This window comes from Candidatus Kuenenia sp., from assembly GCF_027493735.1.
Taxonomy (GTDB): domain Bacteria; phylum Planctomycetota; class Brocadiia; order Brocadiales; family Brocadiaceae; genus Kuenenia; species Kuenenia stuttgartiensis_A.
Map to the genome: position 1 here is coordinate 137,336 of NZ_JAOSKF010000022.1, position 20,348 is coordinate 157,683.

Consider the following 20,348-nt stretch of genomic DNA (forward strand, 5'->3'; position numbering starts at 1 on the left):
AACGTTAACCATCGCCCTAACCATCTCAACCAAGACCTACTTTAAACTTCTCAAATATTCGATTACTGCATAAAACTGGCGCACACTTAACAACTCACCTATATTTCCAGGCATAATAGAGACTTCCTGCTTCTTCATATCTTCAATCTCATCTTTCGGAATAACCACCTCTTCCACAGAACCGCTTTCTTCCAGTATCAACGTAAGTTCTTCTTCAGTATCGCTTTTTATTAGTCCGTTGTAAGGGATACCATCTGCTGTTATTACAAAGACCGTCTCATAGCCCTTTACGATAACAGCGCTTGGCTCCAAGATAGACTCAACAAAATACTGTGGAGTCTGAATTGCGCCAATGCCTGTGAGTTCTGGCCCTACTTTTTGACCCTTGCCGTTTACCATATGACATTTGCCACAAGTAACATCAAGCGATTCATCAAAAAATACCTGTTCCCCCTCTTCCGCGGTAACTGCCAAAGGTGGAACCCAAGGCTTCACCTTTGTCTTAGAAGCTTCCGGTATTTTATCCTTAAACTTCATAATGGCATCTAAATCCGGCTCCCCCCCCAGGGATTGCAAATAGGCCAGAACAGCAAGTATTTTCTCACGCGACAACATGATCGGGGGATCATACACCCTCGGCATAATCTTATCGAACCCCTCCACCACGTATTTTTCCGGGTCAATTATCGATTCTACTAAATACTCTAAACCACTGGACAAACCAAGCTCTTTCGCCCTTTCCTCCGCCCTCTCTGCCAATCCTTCCTGATCAGGCCCTCTTGTAGCACTGCCGCTGGAACCTATTTTGTGGCATGTACTACACTGCCCGTCGCCCCAGAAAATTTGCTCTCCGGCTTCAGCAGAAACACCGGTTGCTGTCCCCTCCCCCCCGCCCGTACCAGACAAACCAGTAACATAGACGGTGATATACATGTAAAACCCTATGACAGCAACTCCAAATGCAACAATTTTTAACATCGTCTTATTCATAAGCCTTCTTTTGCCTTCTTCTTACCACCATGATCTTAAAAATTTATCAACACAATCATTATTCATCATAATGAGTCAATCACTAAGGCTGTCAAATGATAAATCAATAAACAGTCTATACAACACTATACTTCGGCCTCAGTTTTCACTTTTTTATCTCCCAGGTTTGCCAGCCAAAACACAAATGCCACCAAGCCAAGGAATAACGCCACAATCAAGCCAACAATCCTTCCCATATAAGCAAGCGTCGGAGTATACGCCCCTTGAGATGTATCCTGCATAAGCCCGTATACATGCCAATCCATACGCAAGCCAGAGCGAATAAACCCCATAAGCCCCATCAAAATGACAATTACTATACATAGCATTAGCAATGCATATTGAGACCTTACTGGCATTTTACCCCAAACTATGTCACCCACGACTTTTGCTTTACGGAATACCAAAATATCAATAACCGTATTCATAATCAAACAGCTCATCACAATCGAAACCTGGGTCACAGATAAATAGCGTAGCACAATATTAGCCTTCTGCATAACCTGAAAACCATAATACCAAAAATAGAGCACGGCAATGCCTGCCGTCACCAGAAACAACATGGATTGCGCAAGCTTGCCTTTATTCCTGAATGTTAAAAAGGCAGCAAGACAAACAGCAAACGACTGTATATAAAGTGCTGTGACCAATGGTTTCACATAAATCTTCGTTTGTGCTTCCAGATCGACAAAACTTAACGAAACCGCATAAGAAAGCAGCATCAGCAAACAAAAGCCCAGCGCAGAGAAAATACCTATCATGCCCACCTTGCCTTGCTCAGAAAAGCGTACTGTCTCGCCCTTATTACTTCTGCGATATATGAGAAAAGAAAAAAATGTCGACAAAATAATAAGATTTACCACTGCATTCTTGGCAGCCATGACCCCAAAATATTTTGAGAAAGGATGATACTGCTCGCCAATCATCGCCCTTTCTTCTCCGCTGAGAGGTAGATTATGGGGGGTAAGCCATACTGCAAAACACATAAAAATAACAACATTAAGGTATTTAATATACCCCGTGTACCTCTCTGACCCCTTTATCCTTCCCATCCCAAGCCATAAATAATAGTTAGCGCCTATAAACAACATGCCGATAAGTATCGCCTGGATAATAAATGTCCATGAAAAAGCCCCACCCATCATAATATTGCCCATCACAGGACTAGCACTATAAACCTCACGTCCCAGCCAATATCCCGCAAAAGGCAATGGAATTAATGCTCCAATACCTATAAAATTCCCAACATAGCCCATCCAGTCATAATGCGCCCTTTCTTCTTTGGTCTTCGAATTTAAGAATTTAACCGCGGCATAAGCACCGACCACAAAACCGCCAAAACATACATTCGCAATCAAACGATGAAGATTGACGGGCATCCACAGCTCATTATAAAATGCTTCGTACAAACTCAGCAGCCTGCCAGTTTTCATACTAACACCTGAAGGACTCATCATATATGTCGCCCATGAATTAGTTATAAACATAAGCCCTGTGCCAAAGAGATTAAGCATGATGCCAAGCGCAATGTGGCACCACTTCTTCGTCGAAGTCCCTTTTAGGACATCCCACGAATAATAGTAACCATACAATGTGAACGCCTCGCCAAAAAACATTAGCGAATAGACATACATTGTTGGAGCAAACACACTGGTCAAATGGCTCATAAATTCAGGATATAAACCGAACAAACAAAAGGCCAGCAGCCCCCCTAGCGAGGCTGTTGTTGCAAATGCAGCAGACAACAACTTGGTAAACTCCTTCGCCATCTTATCATATTTTATATCGCCGCTTTTAAATCCAACGATCTCGACAATAACCGCAAATATTGGCACACCAAGTACAAATGCTGCGAACATCAGATGCAGCTCAGACACGATCCATACAACCACACGCGAATCCAGTCCAAAGAATGACCGGTATTGAACCGGCTCCAACTCACCCTCTTCTTCGGCTGGCGCCGCGCCTTCTACCACACCTTCAGCAGTACCCTCCGCAGATTGCGGCGCTCCGGAATCCGTCTCGCCCTCAAACGCAGGCAATTCAACACCGATGTCTTCAGCATGCGCAACAGAGAGCAGCGAGATATCCTGCCGGAAAAAAGAAAGAGCCGCACCGAATGCAATAACCAACAAAAGTACAAAAATGCTTTTTTGCTTTATCGACAATAACTTATAATTATTCATTAATGGTACGCCTTTTCACAAGTAAGTTACACAAACCATAAAAACCCATCATCACACTTATTTTTTCTGATACACAAAATCTACGACCACTTCCCCACCGGCCGTTACGACAGCCTCACTCTTTCTCTTACCCAGCTTCTCTTGCCATACTGATATCTCATACGTACCGGCAGGAACATTGTCTATCCTGAATTTACCATCAGCATCCGTAACCGCAAAGTAAGGATTCCCCTTCACCAAAAGGTACGAACTCATCCACTTATGAACATCACACGTTATTTTCACTATTTCAGGAACATCAAACTTCTTTACCATTTTGCCATTACCGGAAACACCTTCATTAAAAGCAGGGTTTCTAATCGACCATGAGTGCAGATTATGCATAATGGGGTCACTGTTCAGCAAATTCACTTCGGTACCCGCACACACCGCAACAACGTGTGGTTCAAATACGCAGCCTTTCTGGTCCAAGGAAACAGGAGTCGTATCCAATGCCTTTCCAACCTCAATACTGTCCAAAGACACAACCGCATTCTTGATGCCCATATTGCCCGAATTAATCACCAGATCTTCTGACGCCTTCAACCCATGACCACATGTCTGCTCATCTTTATCAATCTTCAACATCTTTGCGGCAGGCACACCACCCTCAAGCTTTACCGTACCTGCAATTGTCCCGCCGTTTTTCACTTCAATCACATTATAAACAGGCGCTTTCCCCTTTGCCATTACCGTTTGATTAACGCTCACCAAACTTAGCACAATACCACTTACCAAGATAACAATGTTTAAGCTTTTCATCACTCCACCCTCCATACTTCCAAATATCCAAAATTAACAACAGAAACCATCTGTTAAATGCACAACAAAATACGAATCATATCAAAACGGTCGGATATGATACTTTTGCAAAATTAAATTGTCAACCAGAAACTTACAGACAAACCGGTAAAAATTCTCCGACACGTGAAATTTCAGCAATAGCCAAAACACACGTACAATATGCGTGCCTTTTTCAAAAAAAATATAAAAAAATAAAATAAATTGTGTAACTAATGAATCTTCAATTTCTTAGTTTCTCGAAAGGGGAAGGGTAGTCTATCACGACTCAAAAAAATGAGTTTCACAAATGAAATGACCGTTTCGCTTTTACAATGCAAGCCTTTCAGCGTAACGATGAAAAAATTTTTGTACTTTTTATTATTAGTTTAACGTTCTTTTCAAAATTTCAATGTCTCTCGGTTTTATTGTTTTCCCGGACTCCACAATAATATCAGGCTCCATTTTGAAACGCCTTACCCACGTAGTTTCCAATGGAGGCTTCCAATATAATTTATATTCGCCAGGCATAACATTCATAAAATGATAATAACCCTCATCATTCGTTACCATTTCAAGTTCCAAGGCACCATCTACCAGACGATAATCCCTCGACAACAGACCACCTTTCTCAAGTCTGCGCAGTTGCACCTGGCAATCTTTTATGGGTTTTCCGCTTTTTAATATCCTTCCTTCTACGCTGCCAAGACTAGCGTCTTGCAAGACCGTTGCCTCTTCTGCTACTTCCCCATCAGTATCAACCGCCTCCTCAGGCAACAATTTATCTGCTTCAACTCCGCTTGCGCCAGATGTTTTTTCCTCCCATATCCGGGTTGCCCCGTCGTCCGCGTTCGTTCCGAAATCAACAAATTCATTTTTATCGAAGGCATCTTCTTCCTCAAAAACTTTTTTTGTTTTGAAACGATAATATTTCTTTGCATTTGATTTACCAACGATGCCTGTCCTTAATTCATCTGTCAATTCTTCTTCTCTATTATCTGTCAAGTTTTGTATTTGAGATTCAAGAGATTCGCTCTGCCGCTCTTTTTTGCTATCCATGCGTTTCCCCGTTTCCGCCACATGCGATTTGTACATTTTTTTAGCCGGAAACGTTTCCTCAACTCCATTCTCCTGAAATGACATCTGCAGAGAAGATACCGCAAGCGTAGGAATCATTACGATTATTTCGTCTTTTTTTATTTCTTTCACCTTACATTTTAAAGATATTTCCTCTGTATTCAGATGAATCACGTCCGGGAAAGTATCCCTTTGTAAAAACAACATATCTAAAGACTTCATGTCTTTTTTTGGTATTTCTATACTCACATACTCATCCGTGACCCCCAGTATCCTGAAATCAATCTTTTTATCGATATCTTTCAACACGATTATATCTCCACGGACAACGGTAAAAAATTGCATGCCCAAAAACAAAACTGTTACGTATAATTTAACCATTTAATTCATTTTCTCGCTGCAATGCATTCCTTATAAATCAGTTTCACTTTTCTCAAATTCGCATCCTTCCCGTAATCACTCTATTGTCAATTGCCAAAAAGATTTATTTAATCATTCGCATTAGTTTATCATTCATTAATTGCATATCAAATAAAAAAGAGGGATATATACATTTCGCAAACTGCCGCAAGGGCAATGCATGTAGGGGCATAAAAAGGCAGAAATCCAAATACTTGCATCGCTAACGGCCTTCCGGCCTGCGAAAAAATCCCGAAATACTTCCCTCCTTCGGATAGATGAAAGTACTGTACCAAATTTCACACACACCATGAACCTTTATACATGCACAGTTTATTCAACAAAAAAGGGACATCACACCTTCATCGTGATGTCCCTTTTCCAAACATTTCTAAAAAATTAAGCATCTTTTTATTTTTTTCTTACCTTCACTACCAGTTTTGCCTTGCCTTTTTTGCCTTTTATTCCATCGGCCTTAAATGTTACTTTTGCGTTGCCATTCTTCTCCTTGGCAGTAATGGTGAACCTCGCCTCCCCATTTTCATTCGTTTCCACACTTTCAGGAGATATTTCTACGCGTTTCTTACCCGCCTTACTTAATGATGCAGTAACTTTCACACCTTCTGCCACACAATCACTATCCCCCGTTACCCTGACTGCCACTTCATCATTTTCCCCAAACAACAGCTTTATTTTTGAATTAGGGACATCTATACTTTTTGCCGCACACGAACCTGGCACTGCATCTTCAGCAACCATTGAGGCCGTTGTCGTATAAATATAATCACCCTTATTGGTTCCGTTGCCATTTGCCTCATTCCCTGCACCGTAAATTGTAACAGGGTCATCGGCAGGACTAGAAGGCGCCATCCACACTACCGTCCAGCTTGAACCATCAGTTCCTCTTTCTGTGTGTGAAATATAATCACCTTCTCCGGTTTGCGTCTTATTATCAACATTGTTAAAAAGCCCGACGTGCTCATTTTTTGCATCCAAAGCAGAAAGCTGAAAACCATGTTTTGCACTGCTGGAATCACTAAATAATACGGTAATACTTACTTCTTCTCCAGGTGTATATGTGTCTGGCGCAGAAATGGAAAACACCGCACTGCCGGAATTTAATACAAAAGAATCATGACACCCTGCTGTCGCACAGGTAGCAAAATTATCTGCAGGAGATCCTGTGCGTCCATCTTCAGGCCCCTTAAGAAATGCATGCGCGACATTCATGCCGACGCTCATCATCGATAAAGAAAAAATGACACTTGCTGCAAACGTAAAAAGGCCTTTCATAAAAAGCCCCCTTTCTTTAAAAAAGTTTCGCTATAATCGTCCTGCATATTTGCCACGCCTGTAATCAAATCGCGCATATTATATTACGCACAACATTTCATGTCAATATAGGTGCTGGAGGGGTTATGCAAGGCGATTACTAAATCTTAAACATGTCTTGCAAACTGGGGGTTACGCGACAAAGTCAATGCTATGTTTTAAATTATGGATTGCGTCACCATCTTTAAATTTGAATTTAACCATATGCGGCAAATCCTTTTCCTCTTTGTCGCTAATATTAGATTTGTCAGACTGGCTTGATGACTGTACTTGCGCCATCTTCCGGGCGGCTTCTTTTTTGGGATTATAGTGTGGTACAAGAGCCGCTGCATTCGCAACAACGTTTGTATTATCCCCTATCCTCGCCAATGCGTTTAACATAACTTGCCCTTTATGTTAAAATGTTAATGATTATAAACTGTAATCAGATGAATAAAATTCTCCGCTACACATCGAATCCTATCATTTTCCATATAAAGCGCAAGTTTTTTTTGAATTTTATTTCTTTGTTTAGCCCGAAATTCTCACATTTACTTATAAACCTTCCATGAAAATAAGATATCGTTCCCCTTCTTTCTTTTTAAAACCCACCGGATTATTTATCCATTTCCCCTTGCGTGCAAACGTGCGGGGAATATCTTCTGTTTAAACAATAGATATGCACTTTCATAAATCCAGCGTCCGAAGGGCTTTCATGTACTGCCGCCTGTTGCCTTGCCTATTCTATGGTCTAAATCAATAAGCCTTACGTTGCAATTGCCGCAAGAATGATATTTTGCGTCTTTTGCCATGAAACAAAGTTCTTTGACGATTTTAGGATTGCCGCCTGAAAACTTATAGATGTCTTTTCTGAAATCGTCCGTGTGGTTCACCTTAATATTGAATTCTTTAACAAAATAATCTACCAGTTTATCCGTGGCGGGTTTTTCAAGATTCGTTATTTCCACCTTTATAAAATCAAATAAAATCATGCGTAAATGGTCGATATCTTTTTTCCTTATTCCACGGCTTATCATTATGAGAGGAATTTTTTTATCCATTAAATACAGGAAGAAATAATAGAGTCTCGGCGTAACTAATTCTACATGGTCAAAAATGATATATGCGGGTTTTTCCCTGTCAAGCATGCTAAAGAATGCTTTTCTCAACATTGCAATATTCTTGTTCTGAACATCTTTAGTCTCTTTACCATGAAAGAGAATAGGATTTATTAATGATTCCCTTAATGTCTTGCTGCTGTGAGAATAAAGTAACTTTTCTGCCTTCCTCCGGCTTACTGTTTCATGAATAATGGCGCTTTTACCCGTTCCTTCCTCACCGTAAATAATGATATTCTTCCTGCCGTTCATTAAGCCGGTTATAAATTGGCACTCTTTTTCTCTTCCAAACAACACATCTTTTTCCACTTATGCACCGTTTCTGCTCACTATTTTTTCCAACTCATCGCATAAAGGACAGTACTTCATATTTTCTGCCAGCAAAGCATTAATATCATATCCTTACTTCTTAAATATATTAACCAGAAGAAGGACGCCGATAATTCGCGAATATACCTCGTTTGCTCTATCCATTTATTTTGACTCTTAATTATTCAACTCGCTTTTTCACTGTGATTTAGTAATGTACCTGTATGTCAAGTCCCTTGCCGTTCTCCCAACAATTCCCACTTCCAAATCAGATCGATTTACAATAAACTCTACAGACGTGGGAATTCCTATTTCCCAGAGAGTATTGAGTATTGCAATCTTTAAAAAGGTACTGTCCGTTTTTTTAAAGAGTGTAATAAGAGGTTTCACCGCTTTTTCACTTTTCAGCCTGCCTACGATATATACTGCCCGCAGAACTGTTTCCGGTTCTGTATGCCTTAGCGCATTTATCAATTTTTTCTCATAATCCATGCCTTCATATTTCAATATATCCGCATTACAGAAAGGACATGTTTCCTCAACCGCATTTATTTCCTTCCAACATTCCGGACAATAAAATGTCATGATACATCCATCCTTTGAATTAAATGAGAATCCAGAGAAATGAAACAGAAAACCGGATTGCTGCTTTCGCAGGAATAACAACTTACTTTTATCGCTTACTATAGCAGTTGTGAGGCCGCAGGTAAATAAACCAGAATACCACGCCCACCAAAACAACGCCGCCCACAAAGTTTCCAATGGTGACCGGAAAGAGGTTATTTATAAAAAATCCCTTCCATGTAAGTTGTGAAATATCTAATGTTTTACCTGCCATCTCTTCTGCAGCAGCAACGACAGCCTGGTTTTTCCGCAATACCAAACCCATCGGGATAAAATACATGTTCGCAACACAATGTTCAAACCCGCTGGCAACAAAACCGCCGATAGGAAACAGAACCGAAAGCACCTTATCTGCCATGCTTCTACCACTATAACATAACCAAACATTAAGGCATACCAAGGCATTGCAAAGCACACCTCTTGCCAGGGCTGCCTCAAAAGAGAGGGTAGTCTTTTTGTGGGCAATAAGCAACGCCTTTGCGCCCGTCATAAAATGAAAAAATTCCCATTGATGAGCCAGATACATCCAGAAGACCATCAGGATCCCGCCTATAAAGTTACCCACATACACAATAATCCATATCCTGAGCAAGTCCCGGGTTGTAATACGTTTGCTAAGATAGCCCATAACGTTGAGATTGTTACCGGTAAAGAGTTCGGCCCCGGCGGTTTCAACCAGTATGAGTCCGAGTGAAAACACTATACCCATAATAAGAGAGGTAATGCCTAAATGGAGAGCAGAATCACTCGTTACAAAAGTAGCAAACTGTGCGCCCATGGCAACAAATATCCCGGCCATGATACTCAATATAAAGGTCTGCATAACACGCAATCCTGCCCTTGCGACAGCCTTGTTTTCAACAATGGCAGCGGTTTGCACAGGCGAATGCGCGGCACCGGCATGTGCTGCCCGGCGGAATTCTGACATATCGTTTCCCATTAACCCTAAACCTCCTTTCCCTTCTCAGGAAAGCGTAAATATACAAACCAGTACGCACCTGCAACTAACACAACACCACCGATTACATTTCCGAGAACGACAGGACACAAATTATCGAATAAAAATCCTTTAAAAAAGGTGAGATTGGAAAGGTCTAGTCTCCCACCATGTACCTTTTCTGCAACGGTCAGCACCATTCGGTTGTCTTTCAGAATAATCCCCATGGGGATAAGCCACATATTGACAGCACCGTGCTCAAACCCACATGCCATGATACAGGAAACAGGCCACAGCAATGACAGTATTTTATCAATATTGCTTTTACTGCAGTAACACAGCCAAACACCCAGACATATCAGTGCATTGCCCATCATTCCGCGCGCCAGGAGTACACCAAACGAGGTGTTTACTTTCTCGTTAGCCATGAGAATAATTTTTGCGCCCAGCAGGTAATTGCTCATCATCCACTGCTCAGATTTGTATATCCATACCACCAAGGTTAACGCTCCAATAAGATTACCAATAAACGCTATGATTACATTCCTCGTAAATGCCCTGCCGGTAATTTTCCCGGATAGAAAAGACATTGCGACAAGAGGGTTTCCCATAAAAAGTTCTGCGCCGGTGATTACTATTAAAACCATCGACAGAGTAAAAGCCACACCCCCGACAAGTTGGTTTAAACCATAGCTAGAGGTTGCGGTATGGGTTACTAACACGGATAGTTGCATACCAAGCGCAATAAAGACCCCCGCAAGTATACCGAGACCAAGCAGGGTTAAAGCGTCAAGATTCGTCCTTGCACGACCTACCAGCCCAGCTTTCTTAGCCGTTTCAAACGGCTCACAGGCATCGGCCCCAGTAACCAGTTTGTTACACTTCTGATTGCTTATATCAGTACCTTTTGTTTCTGACATAAAATCGACTCCTTATATAATGTCTTGTTGGACTTTTCTAGTAAAAGACGTCCAATATGAAAGCCAGTATACCGAGAACGAGTAGGATAAAAGCGAGGGTTGCCCTGGCGGTACCTACCGGTGCCGCTTCCTCAGCCGTTTCTGAAGGCACACAGGCATCGACCTCAATAACTGGCGTGCCATACCCCCGATTGTTTATATCGCCATCTTTTATGTTTATCATAAAATCGACTCCTTTTCTGATTTTCCGCCTGGCTTTTCTAATAAAAGACGTTCCATATCAAAAATCAAATCAATAATTCCATTAAGGTGTGGGTCGAGAACGTCTTCAAGCTCATTTGCAACGACTCCATACCTTTTCAACTTCCTTGCTTTGGCATCTTCAAGGATACACCAGCATGAAGACATTTTCCGTAACACTTTAGCTTTTTGAAAAATTCCGAGAAAAAAGGAGAACCCCGAAGGGGTAATATGATTATAGAAAAACACGGTAAAACCACGCCTAATCCCGAAGGGATGACATAATCGCCATTGTCCGGTGTTTCATGAAAGATAAAATTATATCACCCCTTCGGGGTTAATTATGGGTTTTTCGTATAATTTCTATAATCATTTCATCCCTTCGGGATTATTGGAATTTTTCAAAGAACTAAAGTGTTACCATTTTCCCAAAAATCTCCTTTATCGGATCTCTCAGTTCCTTTTCAAGATCAAATCTTTCTGAAAGCGCCTTTATTCTGTTTTTTATAAGCAATGTCCTTTTAAAAATTTCTCTTTTGACTCCTTCGTCCATGTTGCACTTCGTATCGTAAAGGATGCCATTATAGTCGTCGTTATTGAATACTTGTTCAATATACCGGATATTTTCCTCCATAATACGAAGGGCTATCGTAAGTCCTCTTTTTTGATCTTTATTCAGCATGATGCATCCTCTTTATCACTTTCCTTGCCATCCTTCTCATTACACCAGCATGGGAATCCATCAAATTAGGTATGCACGGTAACAATTCACGTGAGTGGCAAGACACGCGTTGCCATTACGCGGTTAAAAGTTTCCGATGGACTAATTTACTAATTCCATTTTCTGCGCTTCGTTGTGTTATCCCCTCTTGCATAGCTTGTTCTATTCGCGCAATAGGGTCGTTCCCAAGGCCTTTCAGTTGCCGGGTATAATATTCAATCGTTGCGCAAATCCCTGTTGTGGCGTCACAGAGTATCCTGTCGCAATTACTGCTGACGTTGGATGCTATTTCTGATATCATCTCATGTAAAACCAGTTTTCGGCGGGCCGGTTGTGAAAGAAAGGAGTGCAGAATGGAATGAAACTTATTACCAGAAGTTGTCGTATGCTCCTGGACTATGCAATAAAAATTACCATCCTTGTATATATCCATAGAATATTCAAATTGGCCCATAGGTATCTCAAAGAGGATTTCTAAGGCTGTTTCAAACTCACGGATCATGTCTCTGGTATGCCGCAGAAGATGGTCGACAGTCTCTTGCATATTCTTTAAGATTGCCCTCTCAAAGTCATTTTGAAACACATCAAACCCCTTACCAATTTCCTGCTTGATAATTTTCTGCATTTCATTTCTCAAAACGGTGGAATTGGTATCCGGACTTTTTCCAAAAAAATCATGGAGACATTGCTTTGTCCTCAGTATTTCCTTTTCCTCAAAATCCTTTACCATTTCCTTTGCCTTTAAGCACAACATACCCAATTTGTCCTCGATCAAATACAAAATATTTTCCTTATCCTGTTTTAGGGTTGCGGCAAGGTGGCGGAAGGTGTCAAACACATTTTTCACGTCTTCCCAAGATGCATCTCGTATTTTTTTCTCAATAATGCCAATTGCTTTTTCCATATCTCCCTCCTATAAAAATTCGACAAGGGCATTATTTCTTTTGCTTATATTTCAATTTGGAAATATAACGGCATAACAAAAAACCCCTTGTCAAGACTAATGCTCCGACAAGAGATTTTCCCCAATAAAAACACCTGTCGAAGCAAGACTTCAATAGGAGTTATCAGCTATCACATAGCAATCAGGCGAACTCCATCGCCTCTTTATTCAGAACCACACCTTATACCATTACCATGTTTATTTGCTCCTGCTTTACGTCAACCAAATTAATGGCATCCCAAATATTTGTCAGTTTTCCTTTGTGTTCTTCCAGCTTCTTAGCCTTGCTTGCCAATAACTCTAACTCAATCCGTACAAACTCATCGCCCGCCTTTCGTCTCTCCTGACCCTTTTGAATAGCTTGTTCAATTTGCTCTATAAGGTCGCTTCCAAGGTCTTTCAATTGTTTTGCATAGTAGTTAATGGTCTTGTGAATCCTTGTTGTAAGGTCTGAGCGTGTTCTGCCGCAATTCCGGCTTACATCAGAAGACACCCTTTCCATCATCTCATGAAAAACCATCTTCCTGCTCATAGATTTAGGCAGAAAAGTACGCAGAATAGACTTAACTTCTTCTTCGGTAGGCGCCGTATATTCCTGCACCATATAATAAAAGTTATTGTCTTTCGTCAGTTCCACTGCAAATTCCGTCGTGTCCATAGCTACCTCAAAGAGTAGCTCGGCAGCCGTTTTAAACTCACGTATAATATCGTTGGAACGTTTCGTAAAACGGTTAAAGGCCTCCTGCATATTATTAGAAATCACCTGCTCGGAATCCTTTCTAAACACATCGAATCCCCTGACAATCTCTTCTTTGATAACCTTTTGCATCTCATCCCGAAAAACTGTTGGACTAAACTCAGGATTTTTTTCATAGAAATCCACAAGACATTGTTTTATTCTCGCTGTCTCTTTTTCTTCTAAAGACTTTAGCATATCCTCCACCTTCAAACACAACTTGTCGGATTCGCCCTTGAGCAGATAAGCAATATCCTCTCTATCCTGTTTCAGGTTTGTAACCAGTTTATAAAAGGTGTTTAGCTTATCCTCTAATTCTTCACCGGAAGCCTCCAATGTTCTCTTCTCAATAGCTATCTGAGATAATTTCCGGGAGATAAACCGCTGTGTCTTGGATATTGTTGTATTCAGGACAATCTTCCCTTTTTCTGAAGAAAGAAAACTCCCCAACGCGTCTGCAAGTTCCAAAAGACCACTCTGTAAAAGCTGAACGTCATTGTTGATTATTTTTGCCTTCAGTGCTTCTCTGGCAGAAATAGGCCAGATTTTATGCACGGCAAACCCCATCTCCTCTAACACCTGTTTATTAAAGGCGACTATTTCCTCCATCTCGTTCGAAGTCAGATTATCAATCTTGTTTAACACGAAGAATATCTTCTGTGTGGAATCTTTGATGGTATCAAGGAGTTCCTTTTCCACCTGTGAGATGGGAACATCAGCGCTCATAAGGAACAATGCGGCATCAAGGTGGTCTAAAAATCCATACGTCGTTTCCGTGTTATGCAGAAAGGTTGATCCCACTCCCGGGGTATCGACCAGCATCATCCCCGCTTCAAGAAAAGGTGACGGATATTCAATGATAGCGCATCGCACTCTGCGTACATTTCCTGGATTTTCCTTTTCAGTAACATACCGAGGTAATTCCTCCACACTAATTTCCCTTTCACTACCATCTTCCATGAAAATTATACATCTGATTTCATGGCTAAATCTCAGGATCGTCACAATAGAAGTTAATGGGACTACCGATGATGGGAGGACTTCTTTGCCAATTAAACTGTTGATAAGAGTCGTTTTGCCTCTTTTAAACTGTCCTAAAACCACCAGATTAAAGCTGTTTGTTACCAACCGTTTCCTGACCATAGCAAGCAGGCCGTCTCCAATCCCAGCATCATTTTTTGACAAGTCCTCTATATTTTCAATTACACTCAATATTTCTTTCTTATGTTCTACAAATTCATCTAACATGAAACTTCAAATCCTCCGGAAAAACAAACGTAGCTGTTCATCTACTTAATTGAATTAATTAGGTCTTAGGCGACTTTTAACTGAATAAACAAAACGGGGAAACACATGCAATGCGTCTCTACAAAAACTTTGAAATTCCTATACGTAAATTTAACAGAAAAACCCCTGCCAAAACCATTCGTTTGACAGGGGTTTTTCAAAATAAAAAAACTCCTGCCAGAGGAAATCTTTGACAGGAGTTATTAGCTACAATAGCAGCGATTAAGCGAACTCCATCGCATATATATTTGTTCTTATTTCAACAACTGCGGGTAATGATACTCACTCCTTCATCTGTTGTCAAACACATTTTGCCATTCTGCGTATTAAGCAACCTTTTTCTCAATCTCATCAAACTTCACGGCAATCTTTTTTGATACCCCTGGTTCCTGCATCGTGATGCCATAAAGCACATCCGCAATGCTCATAGTAACTTTATTATGCGTAATCATGAGAAACTGCGTGTCTCTGGTAAACTCTTTAATAATAAGACTGAACCTGTTGATGTTGCTTTCATCCAGGGCGGCGTCCACCTCGTCGAGGATGCAAAAGGGGCTTGGTTTTGTCTGAAATACCGAAAACAGCAACGCCACGGTGATCATCACTTTCTCTCCCCCGGAAAGGAGCGTGATTGAACGAAGTTCTTTGTTGGGTGGCTGCGCAACTATTTCAATTCCCGCTTCGAGGATATCAACGTTCTCCTCCAAAATTATATCTGCTTTTCCTCCGCCAAACAGCTTCCGGAACATCATTTGAAAATTTTCACGGATTTCATGGAAGGTTTTTTCAAAAGATTCACGGCTCGTATGATTAATTTTTTTTATCAGATTCAGCAGACTCGTATGCGACTTTTCAAGATCCTCCTTTTGGGTGAGGAGAAAACCCTCCCGGCTTTCAAGGTCTTCCTGTTCCGCAATGGCTTCCAGATTCACATTGCCCAAACGCTCCACTTTTCCTTGTAATTCTTCTATTTCAACAGAAACCGCTTCCCAAAATTCCTCCGGTGAAACGTCGGACTGAGCTTGCTTCTCCTTCAAACTGCTGAGTTCCTGCTCAATTTCTTCACGGTTACTGTGTAGTTCGGAAATTTCAAGTTTATATTCTTCTCTTATCCGTTCCTCAAGATTGGTTATACGGATATTATATTCATTTTCTTTAAATCGCAATTCCTGAAGATGCTGTTCTACACTCCCATATTCTGCCTGGTTTCCTTCCAGGGATGTACGTAATTCCGCGGCATGATAATCATTTCTTTCTATTTCTGCACTCAGATTTTCCGTCCTTTCATCAATAACAATTTTTTCTGATTGAAGCGCCTCAATGTGTTGTTCCGTATTTTTGATTTCTATTTCCGCATCAAATATTTTCTGCTGACAATTTTTATGCTCATCTGCTATATCCCGAACCTGTTCTTCCATTTCCTGCAGGTCTGCGGAAAGTTTGTTTAACGTCTCTGCCAGACTGTCTTTTTTCTCTTCTTTCTGTGCAAGCATCACCTTTAAAGACATAATTTCTTCCTGCATTTCCTTCCTTATAACTTCCTTTTCTTTAACAAGCATCGATGTCTCTTCGATTTGTTCTTTTAATGCTTCATGGCGTTGATTGAGGACTTCCAATCTTTCCCTCAATAAAATTTCGCGTTCATGGGTGTTTTCTATTTCGCCGTTTATTTCGTCTGATTCCTCTTCGTTCATCTTTTCTTCTGCCAGAAGTTCTTCCTGTTTTTGTCTGTTTTGCGAAAGTTCATTTTCCTTTGACATTTTCAGTAAATTCAACTGTTCTATCTTTACCGCCAATTGGGCAGTTTTCTCTTCAAGCCCGGTCAGTTCGCCCACATACGTATACTTTTCCCCCTCAAGCCTCTCCAGTTCCTCCTGTATACGGAGCAATTCATCTTCAATTTTCTCCAATTCACTTCTTCGGGAAATAATGCCTACCTGCCCCTGCTTTCTGCCGCCGCTGATTGTCCCGTCCAATTCAAACAACTCTCCATTCAGTGTTACACAGCGAACATTGATGCCTTGGCTATTCAGCCACATTGCAGCTTCAAGATTTTCAACAACAAGGACATTGCCCAAAAATCCCTCTATTACCTCCCGAATATCTTCCCTGCAATTAACAAGACGGCTTGCAACGCTAATGACATTTGGTTTTTGTAAAATTTCCTCATTGCGAGAAGATTGCCCATGCATACGGTCTAATGGGAAAAAAATGGCATTTCCTTTTTGATGTTCCAGTAGAAAGGCAAGCGCCTCTATTGCATTTTGCGTGGTGCTCACAACAATGCCTTGCACCTTATCTCCCAATGCAGCTTCAATGGCAAGAGCATACTGCAAATCCACCTTCAGCATATCCACAATCATGCCTTGTATACCTTTCAAAACAGAATCTGTTTTCTGCGATTCTCCAACGATACATTTTGCCCCTGAATCAATACCCTCTGCGCGAACCTCATAGTCCATCAGTACTTCATGTCGCGATTTTTTACTGCTTTGCAATTGTTTTTTTAGGTTAATTTGGTCTTCTAAGGAACGGATTGTGTTAATAATTTCTTGTATACGGCCTTTTGAAGCGAATAAATTGCTTTCTAAAATATCATACTCTATCGTAATAGTATTTTTTTCATCTGCAACGGTCTCATATCTCGATTTCAACATATTCAGAGATGAAGCAATTTCGTCCTGCCTTTTTTGAAGCCTCATCACTCTCCCCATCAATGTTTCTTTTTCCATAGTCAAACTGCCGATTTCATTCTGTACGCCAGATTCTTTTTGCAGTGTAGCAATAACCTCCGCCTTTTTTTCTTCCATGCCCTGATACAAAATATCGCATTCAAGGTTTATTTGTTTACTTGAAATTTCTTTATTCTGATGGTCGTTTTGTACCGTTCCTATATCCCGCGTCAATACGTGTAGCATTTCCTCAGATTTTAAAATAGTGTTTTTTGTTTCGCCTATCTTATTTTCCAATGTCTTTTGCTGTTCCAAGAGTCTTTCGCGCCGGGTTTTTAATTCTTTAATACGTTCGGTATTATATTTTATTTTATCCTCGTCTTTTGATATTTGCGACTCAAGGCTCATTTTTTCCGTCTGTAATGCCGCTGATTGCAGTTCCAATTGTTCCAAGGCCTCTTCAACTTCATCTATTTGTAATTTAAGAGTATCTATAATAGTGGTTACTTTTTGTCTTTGTTCTTCTATTTGTTTTATTTGTTCAGAAACAGACGCCTTATTGTCACCAAGCTCTCTGTAATTTTTAAGCGAAAGTCCTACCTTTAGTTTTTTTAATTGTTCTCTGTACTCCTGATATCTTCTAGCCTTCGATGCCTGAACTTTTATGGAACGAAGCTGCTTTTGTAGCTCCTCAACAATGTCGCCTATTCGTAACAAATTTTGTTCCACATGTTCTAATTTAGACAAAGCAGCTTTTTTCTGTAATTTGAATCTGCTGATACCTGCGGCCTCTTCAAACAATGCACGCCTTTCGTGAGCATTCGCTCTGAGTAACGCATCGACATTCCCTTGTTCAATCACAGAATACGCATTTGAACCAAAGCCTGTATCTACAAAAAGTTCGCGTATGTCTTTTAATCTGCTGGTTTGCTTATTAATAAGATATTCAGATTCTCCGGAAGCATACAGCCTGCGCGTAATACACACTTCAGTATATTCCAGAGGCAATAGTCCCTTATTGTTCAAAATAGTCAACGATACTTCCGCATAACCAAGAGAGGGCCTTTTTTCGGTGCCATTAAAAATAACATCCGACATTTCATTGCCTCTCAACGATTTAACGCTTTGTTCGCCAAGCACCCATTTAACAGCATCCACTATATTACTCTTGCCGCATCCATTGGGACCGACAATTACATTTATGCCGTCCTCAAAAACAACTTCGGTTTTTTCGGCAAACGATTTAAATCCGAACAATTCCAGCTTCTTTAATTTCATAACTCTGCGCTACTTTTTTTAATTAGGTTGGGTTTTAAAAAACAAAACCCCGACGGTTTTTATTTTACCTACCCCTCGATCCTCTCCCGGGAGGTGACATCCAAAGTTCTCCTCATTGACAGGACAAGCGTATTGCATTTCATGTCATAAAACCATGCAAGGATACATGGCCTACCATAGGGGCCGCATTGGGTTTGTTAATTGCTTAACTAAAAAGATTGAAATTCCTTAACATCAAATTCTGCCATCTTTGGCAACGACTTTTTAAGGTTCCGCTCCAAAAAAAGAGGACAGGTTGTATGTAAAGACTTTTCTACCTGCCCTAAACCCCCTTCCATGAGGGGACAGCTAAAATTCCCCTCTCGAGAGGGATAGGAATATGTTTATTAATTGATTTGTTAAAAAGATTAAAACTTCTTGTGCTAAATTAATCTTTTGGCTAACAGAGACGCGAGGCATTTACATCTCTACAGACTCGATGCTATTCTGGAATTTTGAAAACCTTCATTCCGTAGCCCACGATTTACTGTTAAAAACGGGCGGGGAGAGGCGGAACACATGATCCTTTAGTTGGCTAATTAATGACAAAGAAGGACGTTCCGATAGAATCGAAACGCCCTTCCCCCATTACACATAGATTGGTCCCATACCAATAAAAATACGTATGCAAAACTGTCTCGTTCCTAATAACCTGTATACATAAATACTTTTGAATACATGTGTCTGCTAAAATATAAATAACATTAAACTGGCTATTACTTTTTCGCCTTCTTTGCAGCAGGCTTGGCTTTTGCTTTTGTCGTCGTCTTCGCTTTTTCTGTTGTTGTCTTTGCTTTTGTTGCGGTTTTTGCTTTTGTCGTTTTGGTGCCAACACTCTTTGTAGCTGTTTTTTTTGCTCCTGTTTTTGCGGAAGTACCACACTTCTTTACCGGCATTAAATATCACCCCCTCTCATAGATTATTGGGACCAACGGTATAATGAACCTACCAATTTCTCGATAAAACTTTTCCTTCATCTCCCCGGACACAGCAATAATTAACATATTTGCCTGCCACCATTGCAAATTCCCTGAGCATTTCAAAAGAATAGGGCTTTTCATTTAACATATCCGTATTCAAACAATGATTCGGTTTAAAGGACTGTATGATATATCGTTCTGCACCCCTTATGGACATTGAGATATCCTCGATATCATATTGATCCAATTGTGAAGGACAGACCGTAGTACGGAATTCATACTCAATGCCACTCTCCATAATAATATGAATACTATTTACAATATCCTCTACATTACAGGGAGTTCCAGCTATTTCTTCATACTTATTTTTACGAAGAGGCGCTTTTACATCCATTGCAATACAATCCAAAAGGTCTTTTTCGATTAAATCTTTCAATGCATAAGGATTCGTTCCGTTTGTATCTAAGCGCACCAGAACACCAATATCCTTGAATATTTTCAGCAATTCGCCTAATTCCTTATACATGGTGGGTTCTCCGCCCGAAACAACAACGCCATCTATCCACCCAAAACTTTGCTGTAGTTTTTTCGTTACTGACTCCAAAGGTATTGATTCTAATTTATTCGGGGTTTGCACCAAATGCGGGGCATGACAATAATGGCAGAGAAAATTGCACGTTGGCAGAAAAATGATGGAGGCAATCTTTCCTTCCCACTCTAAGAGACTATTTTCAATAAAACCTTTAATTGGTATATTCATTCAAAAAATCTAAATAAAAATTT

18 protein-coding genes and 1 riboswitch are annotated in these 20,348 nt (G+C 40.5%); all 18 genes read right to left on the reverse strand.

All coding sequences use genetic code 11. The features are described 5' to 3' along the window. Positions 1-36: 36 nt before the first annotated feature. The 18 genes from M5U24_RS15675 to M5U24_RS15760 all read right to left on the reverse strand — a co-directional run bounded on the left by M5U24_RS15675 (position 37) and on the right by M5U24_RS15760 (position 20,325). Positions 37-990 (reverse strand): c-type cytochrome, encoded by a 954-nt coding sequence (locus M5U24_RS15675; protein ID WP_298202933.1) that lies wholly within the window; start codon positions 988-990, stop codon positions 37-39. Between the two features lie 125 nt (positions 991-1,115). After that, positions 1,116-3,215 (reverse strand): cytochrome ubiquinol oxidase subunit I, encoded by a 2,100-nt coding sequence (locus tag M5U24_RS15680; RefSeq protein ID WP_099324719.1) that lies wholly within the window; start codon positions 3,213-3,215, stop codon positions 1,116-1,118. Positions 3,216-3,272: 57 nt separating this feature from the next. Beyond that, a complete protein-coding gene (locus M5U24_RS15685; protein ID WP_164994500.1) occupies positions 3,273-4,016 on the reverse strand; it encodes a carboxypeptidase regulatory-like domain-containing protein in 744 nt (247 codons plus the stop codon). A gap of 402 nt (positions 4,017-4,418) precedes the next feature. Then, the gene (locus M5U24_RS15690) at positions 4,419-5,492 is read right to left on the reverse strand and encodes a carboxypeptidase-like regulatory domain-containing protein (RefSeq protein ID WP_099324721.1); all 1,074 of its coding nucleotides are present in this window, start codon (positions 5,490-5,492) and stop codon (positions 4,419-4,421) included. A 429-nt stretch (positions 5,493-5,921) separates the two neighbouring features. After that, positions 5,922-6,803 (reverse strand): choice-of-anchor V domain-containing protein, encoded by an 882-nt coding sequence (locus M5U24_RS15695; protein WP_099324722.1) that lies wholly within the window; start codon positions 6,801-6,803, stop codon positions 5,922-5,924. 171 nt (positions 6,804-6,974) lie between these two features. Further along, positions 6,975-7,223, reverse strand: coding sequence for a hypothetical protein (locus tag M5U24_RS15700; RefSeq protein ID WP_099324723.1), 249 nt, complete (start codon positions 7,221-7,223; stop codon positions 6,975-6,977). A 311-nt stretch (positions 7,224-7,534) separates the two neighbouring features. Further along, on the reverse strand, positions 7,535-8,248 hold the full coding sequence (locus M5U24_RS15705) for an ATP-binding protein (protein ID WP_099324724.1): 714 nt from the start codon (positions 8,246-8,248) through the stop codon (positions 7,535-7,537). 198 nt (positions 8,249-8,446) lie between these two features. Further along, on the reverse strand, positions 8,447-8,833 hold the full coding sequence (locus M5U24_RS15710; protein WP_099324725.1) for a HEAT repeat domain-containing protein: 387 nt from the start codon (positions 8,831-8,833) through the stop codon (positions 8,447-8,449). 88 nt (positions 8,834-8,921) lie between these two features. Further along, complete coding sequence (locus M5U24_RS15715; RefSeq protein ID WP_099324726.1) at positions 8,922-9,812, reverse strand: formate/nitrite transporter family protein; 891 nt, start codon at positions 9,810-9,812, stop codon at positions 8,922-8,924. A 5-nt stretch (positions 9,813-9,817) separates the two neighbouring features. Further along, positions 9,818-10,729 (reverse strand): formate/nitrite transporter family protein, encoded by a 912-nt coding sequence (locus M5U24_RS15720; protein ID WP_099324727.1) that lies wholly within the window; start codon positions 10,727-10,729, stop codon positions 9,818-9,820. A gap of 37 nt (positions 10,730-10,766) precedes the next feature. Next, positions 10,767-10,952 carry a hypothetical protein gene (locus M5U24_RS15725; protein ID WP_099324728.1) on the reverse strand — a complete coding sequence of 62 codons (186 nt, stop codon included), beginning with the start codon at positions 10,950-10,952 and terminating at the stop codon, positions 10,767-10,769. Then, on the reverse strand, positions 10,949-11,137 hold the full coding sequence (locus M5U24_RS15730; protein WP_157820441.1) for a hypothetical protein: 189 nt from the start codon (positions 11,135-11,137) through the stop codon (positions 10,949-10,951). Before M5U24_RS15730 ends, M5U24_RS15725 begins: the two co-directional genes overlap by 4 nt. 241 nt (positions 11,138-11,378) lie before the next feature. Continuing rightward, positions 11,379-11,651, reverse strand: coding sequence for a hypothetical protein (locus tag M5U24_RS15735; RefSeq protein WP_099324730.1), 273 nt, complete (start codon positions 11,649-11,651; stop codon positions 11,379-11,381). A 115-nt stretch (positions 11,652-11,766) separates the two neighbouring features. After that, on the reverse strand, positions 11,767-12,594 hold the full coding sequence (locus M5U24_RS15740) for a hypothetical protein (protein ID WP_099324731.1): 828 nt from the start codon (positions 12,592-12,594) through the stop codon (positions 11,767-11,769). A gap of 147 nt (positions 12,595-12,741) precedes the next feature. Further along, positions 12,742-12,803: riboswitch (Fluoride riboswitch) on the reverse strand. A gap of 11 nt (positions 12,804-12,814) precedes the next feature. After that, positions 12,815-14,617, reverse strand: a complete 1,803-nt coding sequence (locus M5U24_RS15745) for a dynamin family protein (RefSeq protein ID WP_099324732.1) — start codon at positions 14,615-14,617, stop codon at positions 12,815-12,817. A gap of 365 nt (positions 14,618-14,982) precedes the next feature. Continuing rightward, a complete protein-coding gene (gene smc, locus M5U24_RS15750; protein WP_099324733.1) occupies positions 14,983-18,606 on the reverse strand; it encodes a chromosome segregation protein SMC in 3,624 nt (1,207 codons plus the stop codon). 755 nt (positions 18,607-19,361) lie between these two features. Next, positions 19,362-19,541, reverse strand: a complete 180-nt coding sequence (locus M5U24_RS15755) for a hypothetical protein (RefSeq protein ID WP_157820442.1) — start codon at positions 19,539-19,541, stop codon at positions 19,362-19,364. A gap of 49 nt (positions 19,542-19,590) precedes the next feature. Further along, complete coding sequence (locus M5U24_RS15760) at positions 19,591-20,325, reverse strand: anaerobic ribonucleoside-triphosphate reductase activating protein (protein ID WP_099324735.1); 735 nt, start codon at positions 20,323-20,325, stop codon at positions 19,591-19,593. Positions 20,326-20,348: the final 23 nt, after the last annotated feature.

Coding starts and splice junctions, on each gene's coding strand:
- M5U24_RS15675 (WP_298202933.1), bottom strand. CDS start 990: ATGAATAAGACGATGTTAAAAATTGTTGCATTTGGAGTTGCTGTCATA.
- M5U24_RS15680 (WP_099324719.1), bottom strand. CDS start 3,215: ATGAATAATTATAAGTTATTGTCGATAAAGCAAAAAAGCATTTTTGTA.
- M5U24_RS15685 (WP_164994500.1), bottom strand. CDS start 4,016: ATGAAAAGCTTAAACATTGTTATCTTGGTAAGTGGTATTGTGCTAAGT.
- M5U24_RS15690 (WP_099324721.1), bottom strand. CDS start 5,492: ATGGTTAAATTATACGTAACAGTTTTGTTTTTGGGCATGCAATTTTTT.
- M5U24_RS15695 (WP_099324722.1), bottom strand. CDS start 6,803: ATGAAAGGCCTTTTTACGTTTGCAGCAAGTGTCATTTTTTCTTTATCG.
- M5U24_RS15700 (WP_099324723.1), bottom strand. CDS start 7,223: ATGTTAAACGCATTGGCGAGGATAGGGGATAATACAAACGTTGTTGCG.
- M5U24_RS15710 (WP_099324725.1), bottom strand. CDS start 8,833: ATGACATTTTATTGTCCGGAATGTTGGAAGGAAATAAATGCGGTTGAG.
- M5U24_RS15715 (WP_099324726.1), bottom strand. CDS start 9,812: ATGGGAAACGATATGTCAGAATTCCGCCGGGCAGCACATGCCGGTGCC.
- M5U24_RS15720 (WP_099324727.1), bottom strand. CDS start 10,729: ATGTCAGAAACAAAAGGTACTGATATAAGCAATCAGAAGTGTAACAAA.
- M5U24_RS15725 (WP_099324728.1), bottom strand. CDS start 10,952: ATGATAAACATAAAAGATGGCGATATAAACAATCGGGGGTATGGCACG.
- M5U24_RS15730 (WP_157820441.1), bottom strand. CDS start 11,137: ATGTCTTCATGCTGGTGTATCCTTGAAGATGCCAAAGCAAGGAAGTTG.
- M5U24_RS15735 (WP_099324730.1), bottom strand. CDS start 11,651: ATGCTGAATAAAGATCAAAAAAGAGGACTTACGATAGCCCTTCGTATT.
- M5U24_RS15740 (WP_099324731.1), bottom strand. CDS start 12,594: ATGGAAAAAGCAATTGGCATTATTGAGAAAAAAATACGAGATGCATCT.
- M5U24_RS15745 (WP_099324732.1), bottom strand. CDS start 14,617: ATGTTAGATGAATTTGTAGAACATAAGAAAGAAATATTGAGTGTAATT.
- smc (WP_099324733.1), bottom strand. CDS start 18,606: ATGAAATTAAAGAAGCTGGAATTGTTCGGATTTAAATCGTTTGCCGAA.
- M5U24_RS15755 (WP_157820442.1), bottom strand. CDS start 19,541: ATGCCGGTAAAGAAGTGTGGTACTTCCGCAAAAACAGGAGCAAAAAAA.
- M5U24_RS15760 (WP_099324735.1), bottom strand. CDS start 20,325: ATGAATATACCAATTAAAGGTTTTATTGAAAATAGTCTCTTAGAGTGG.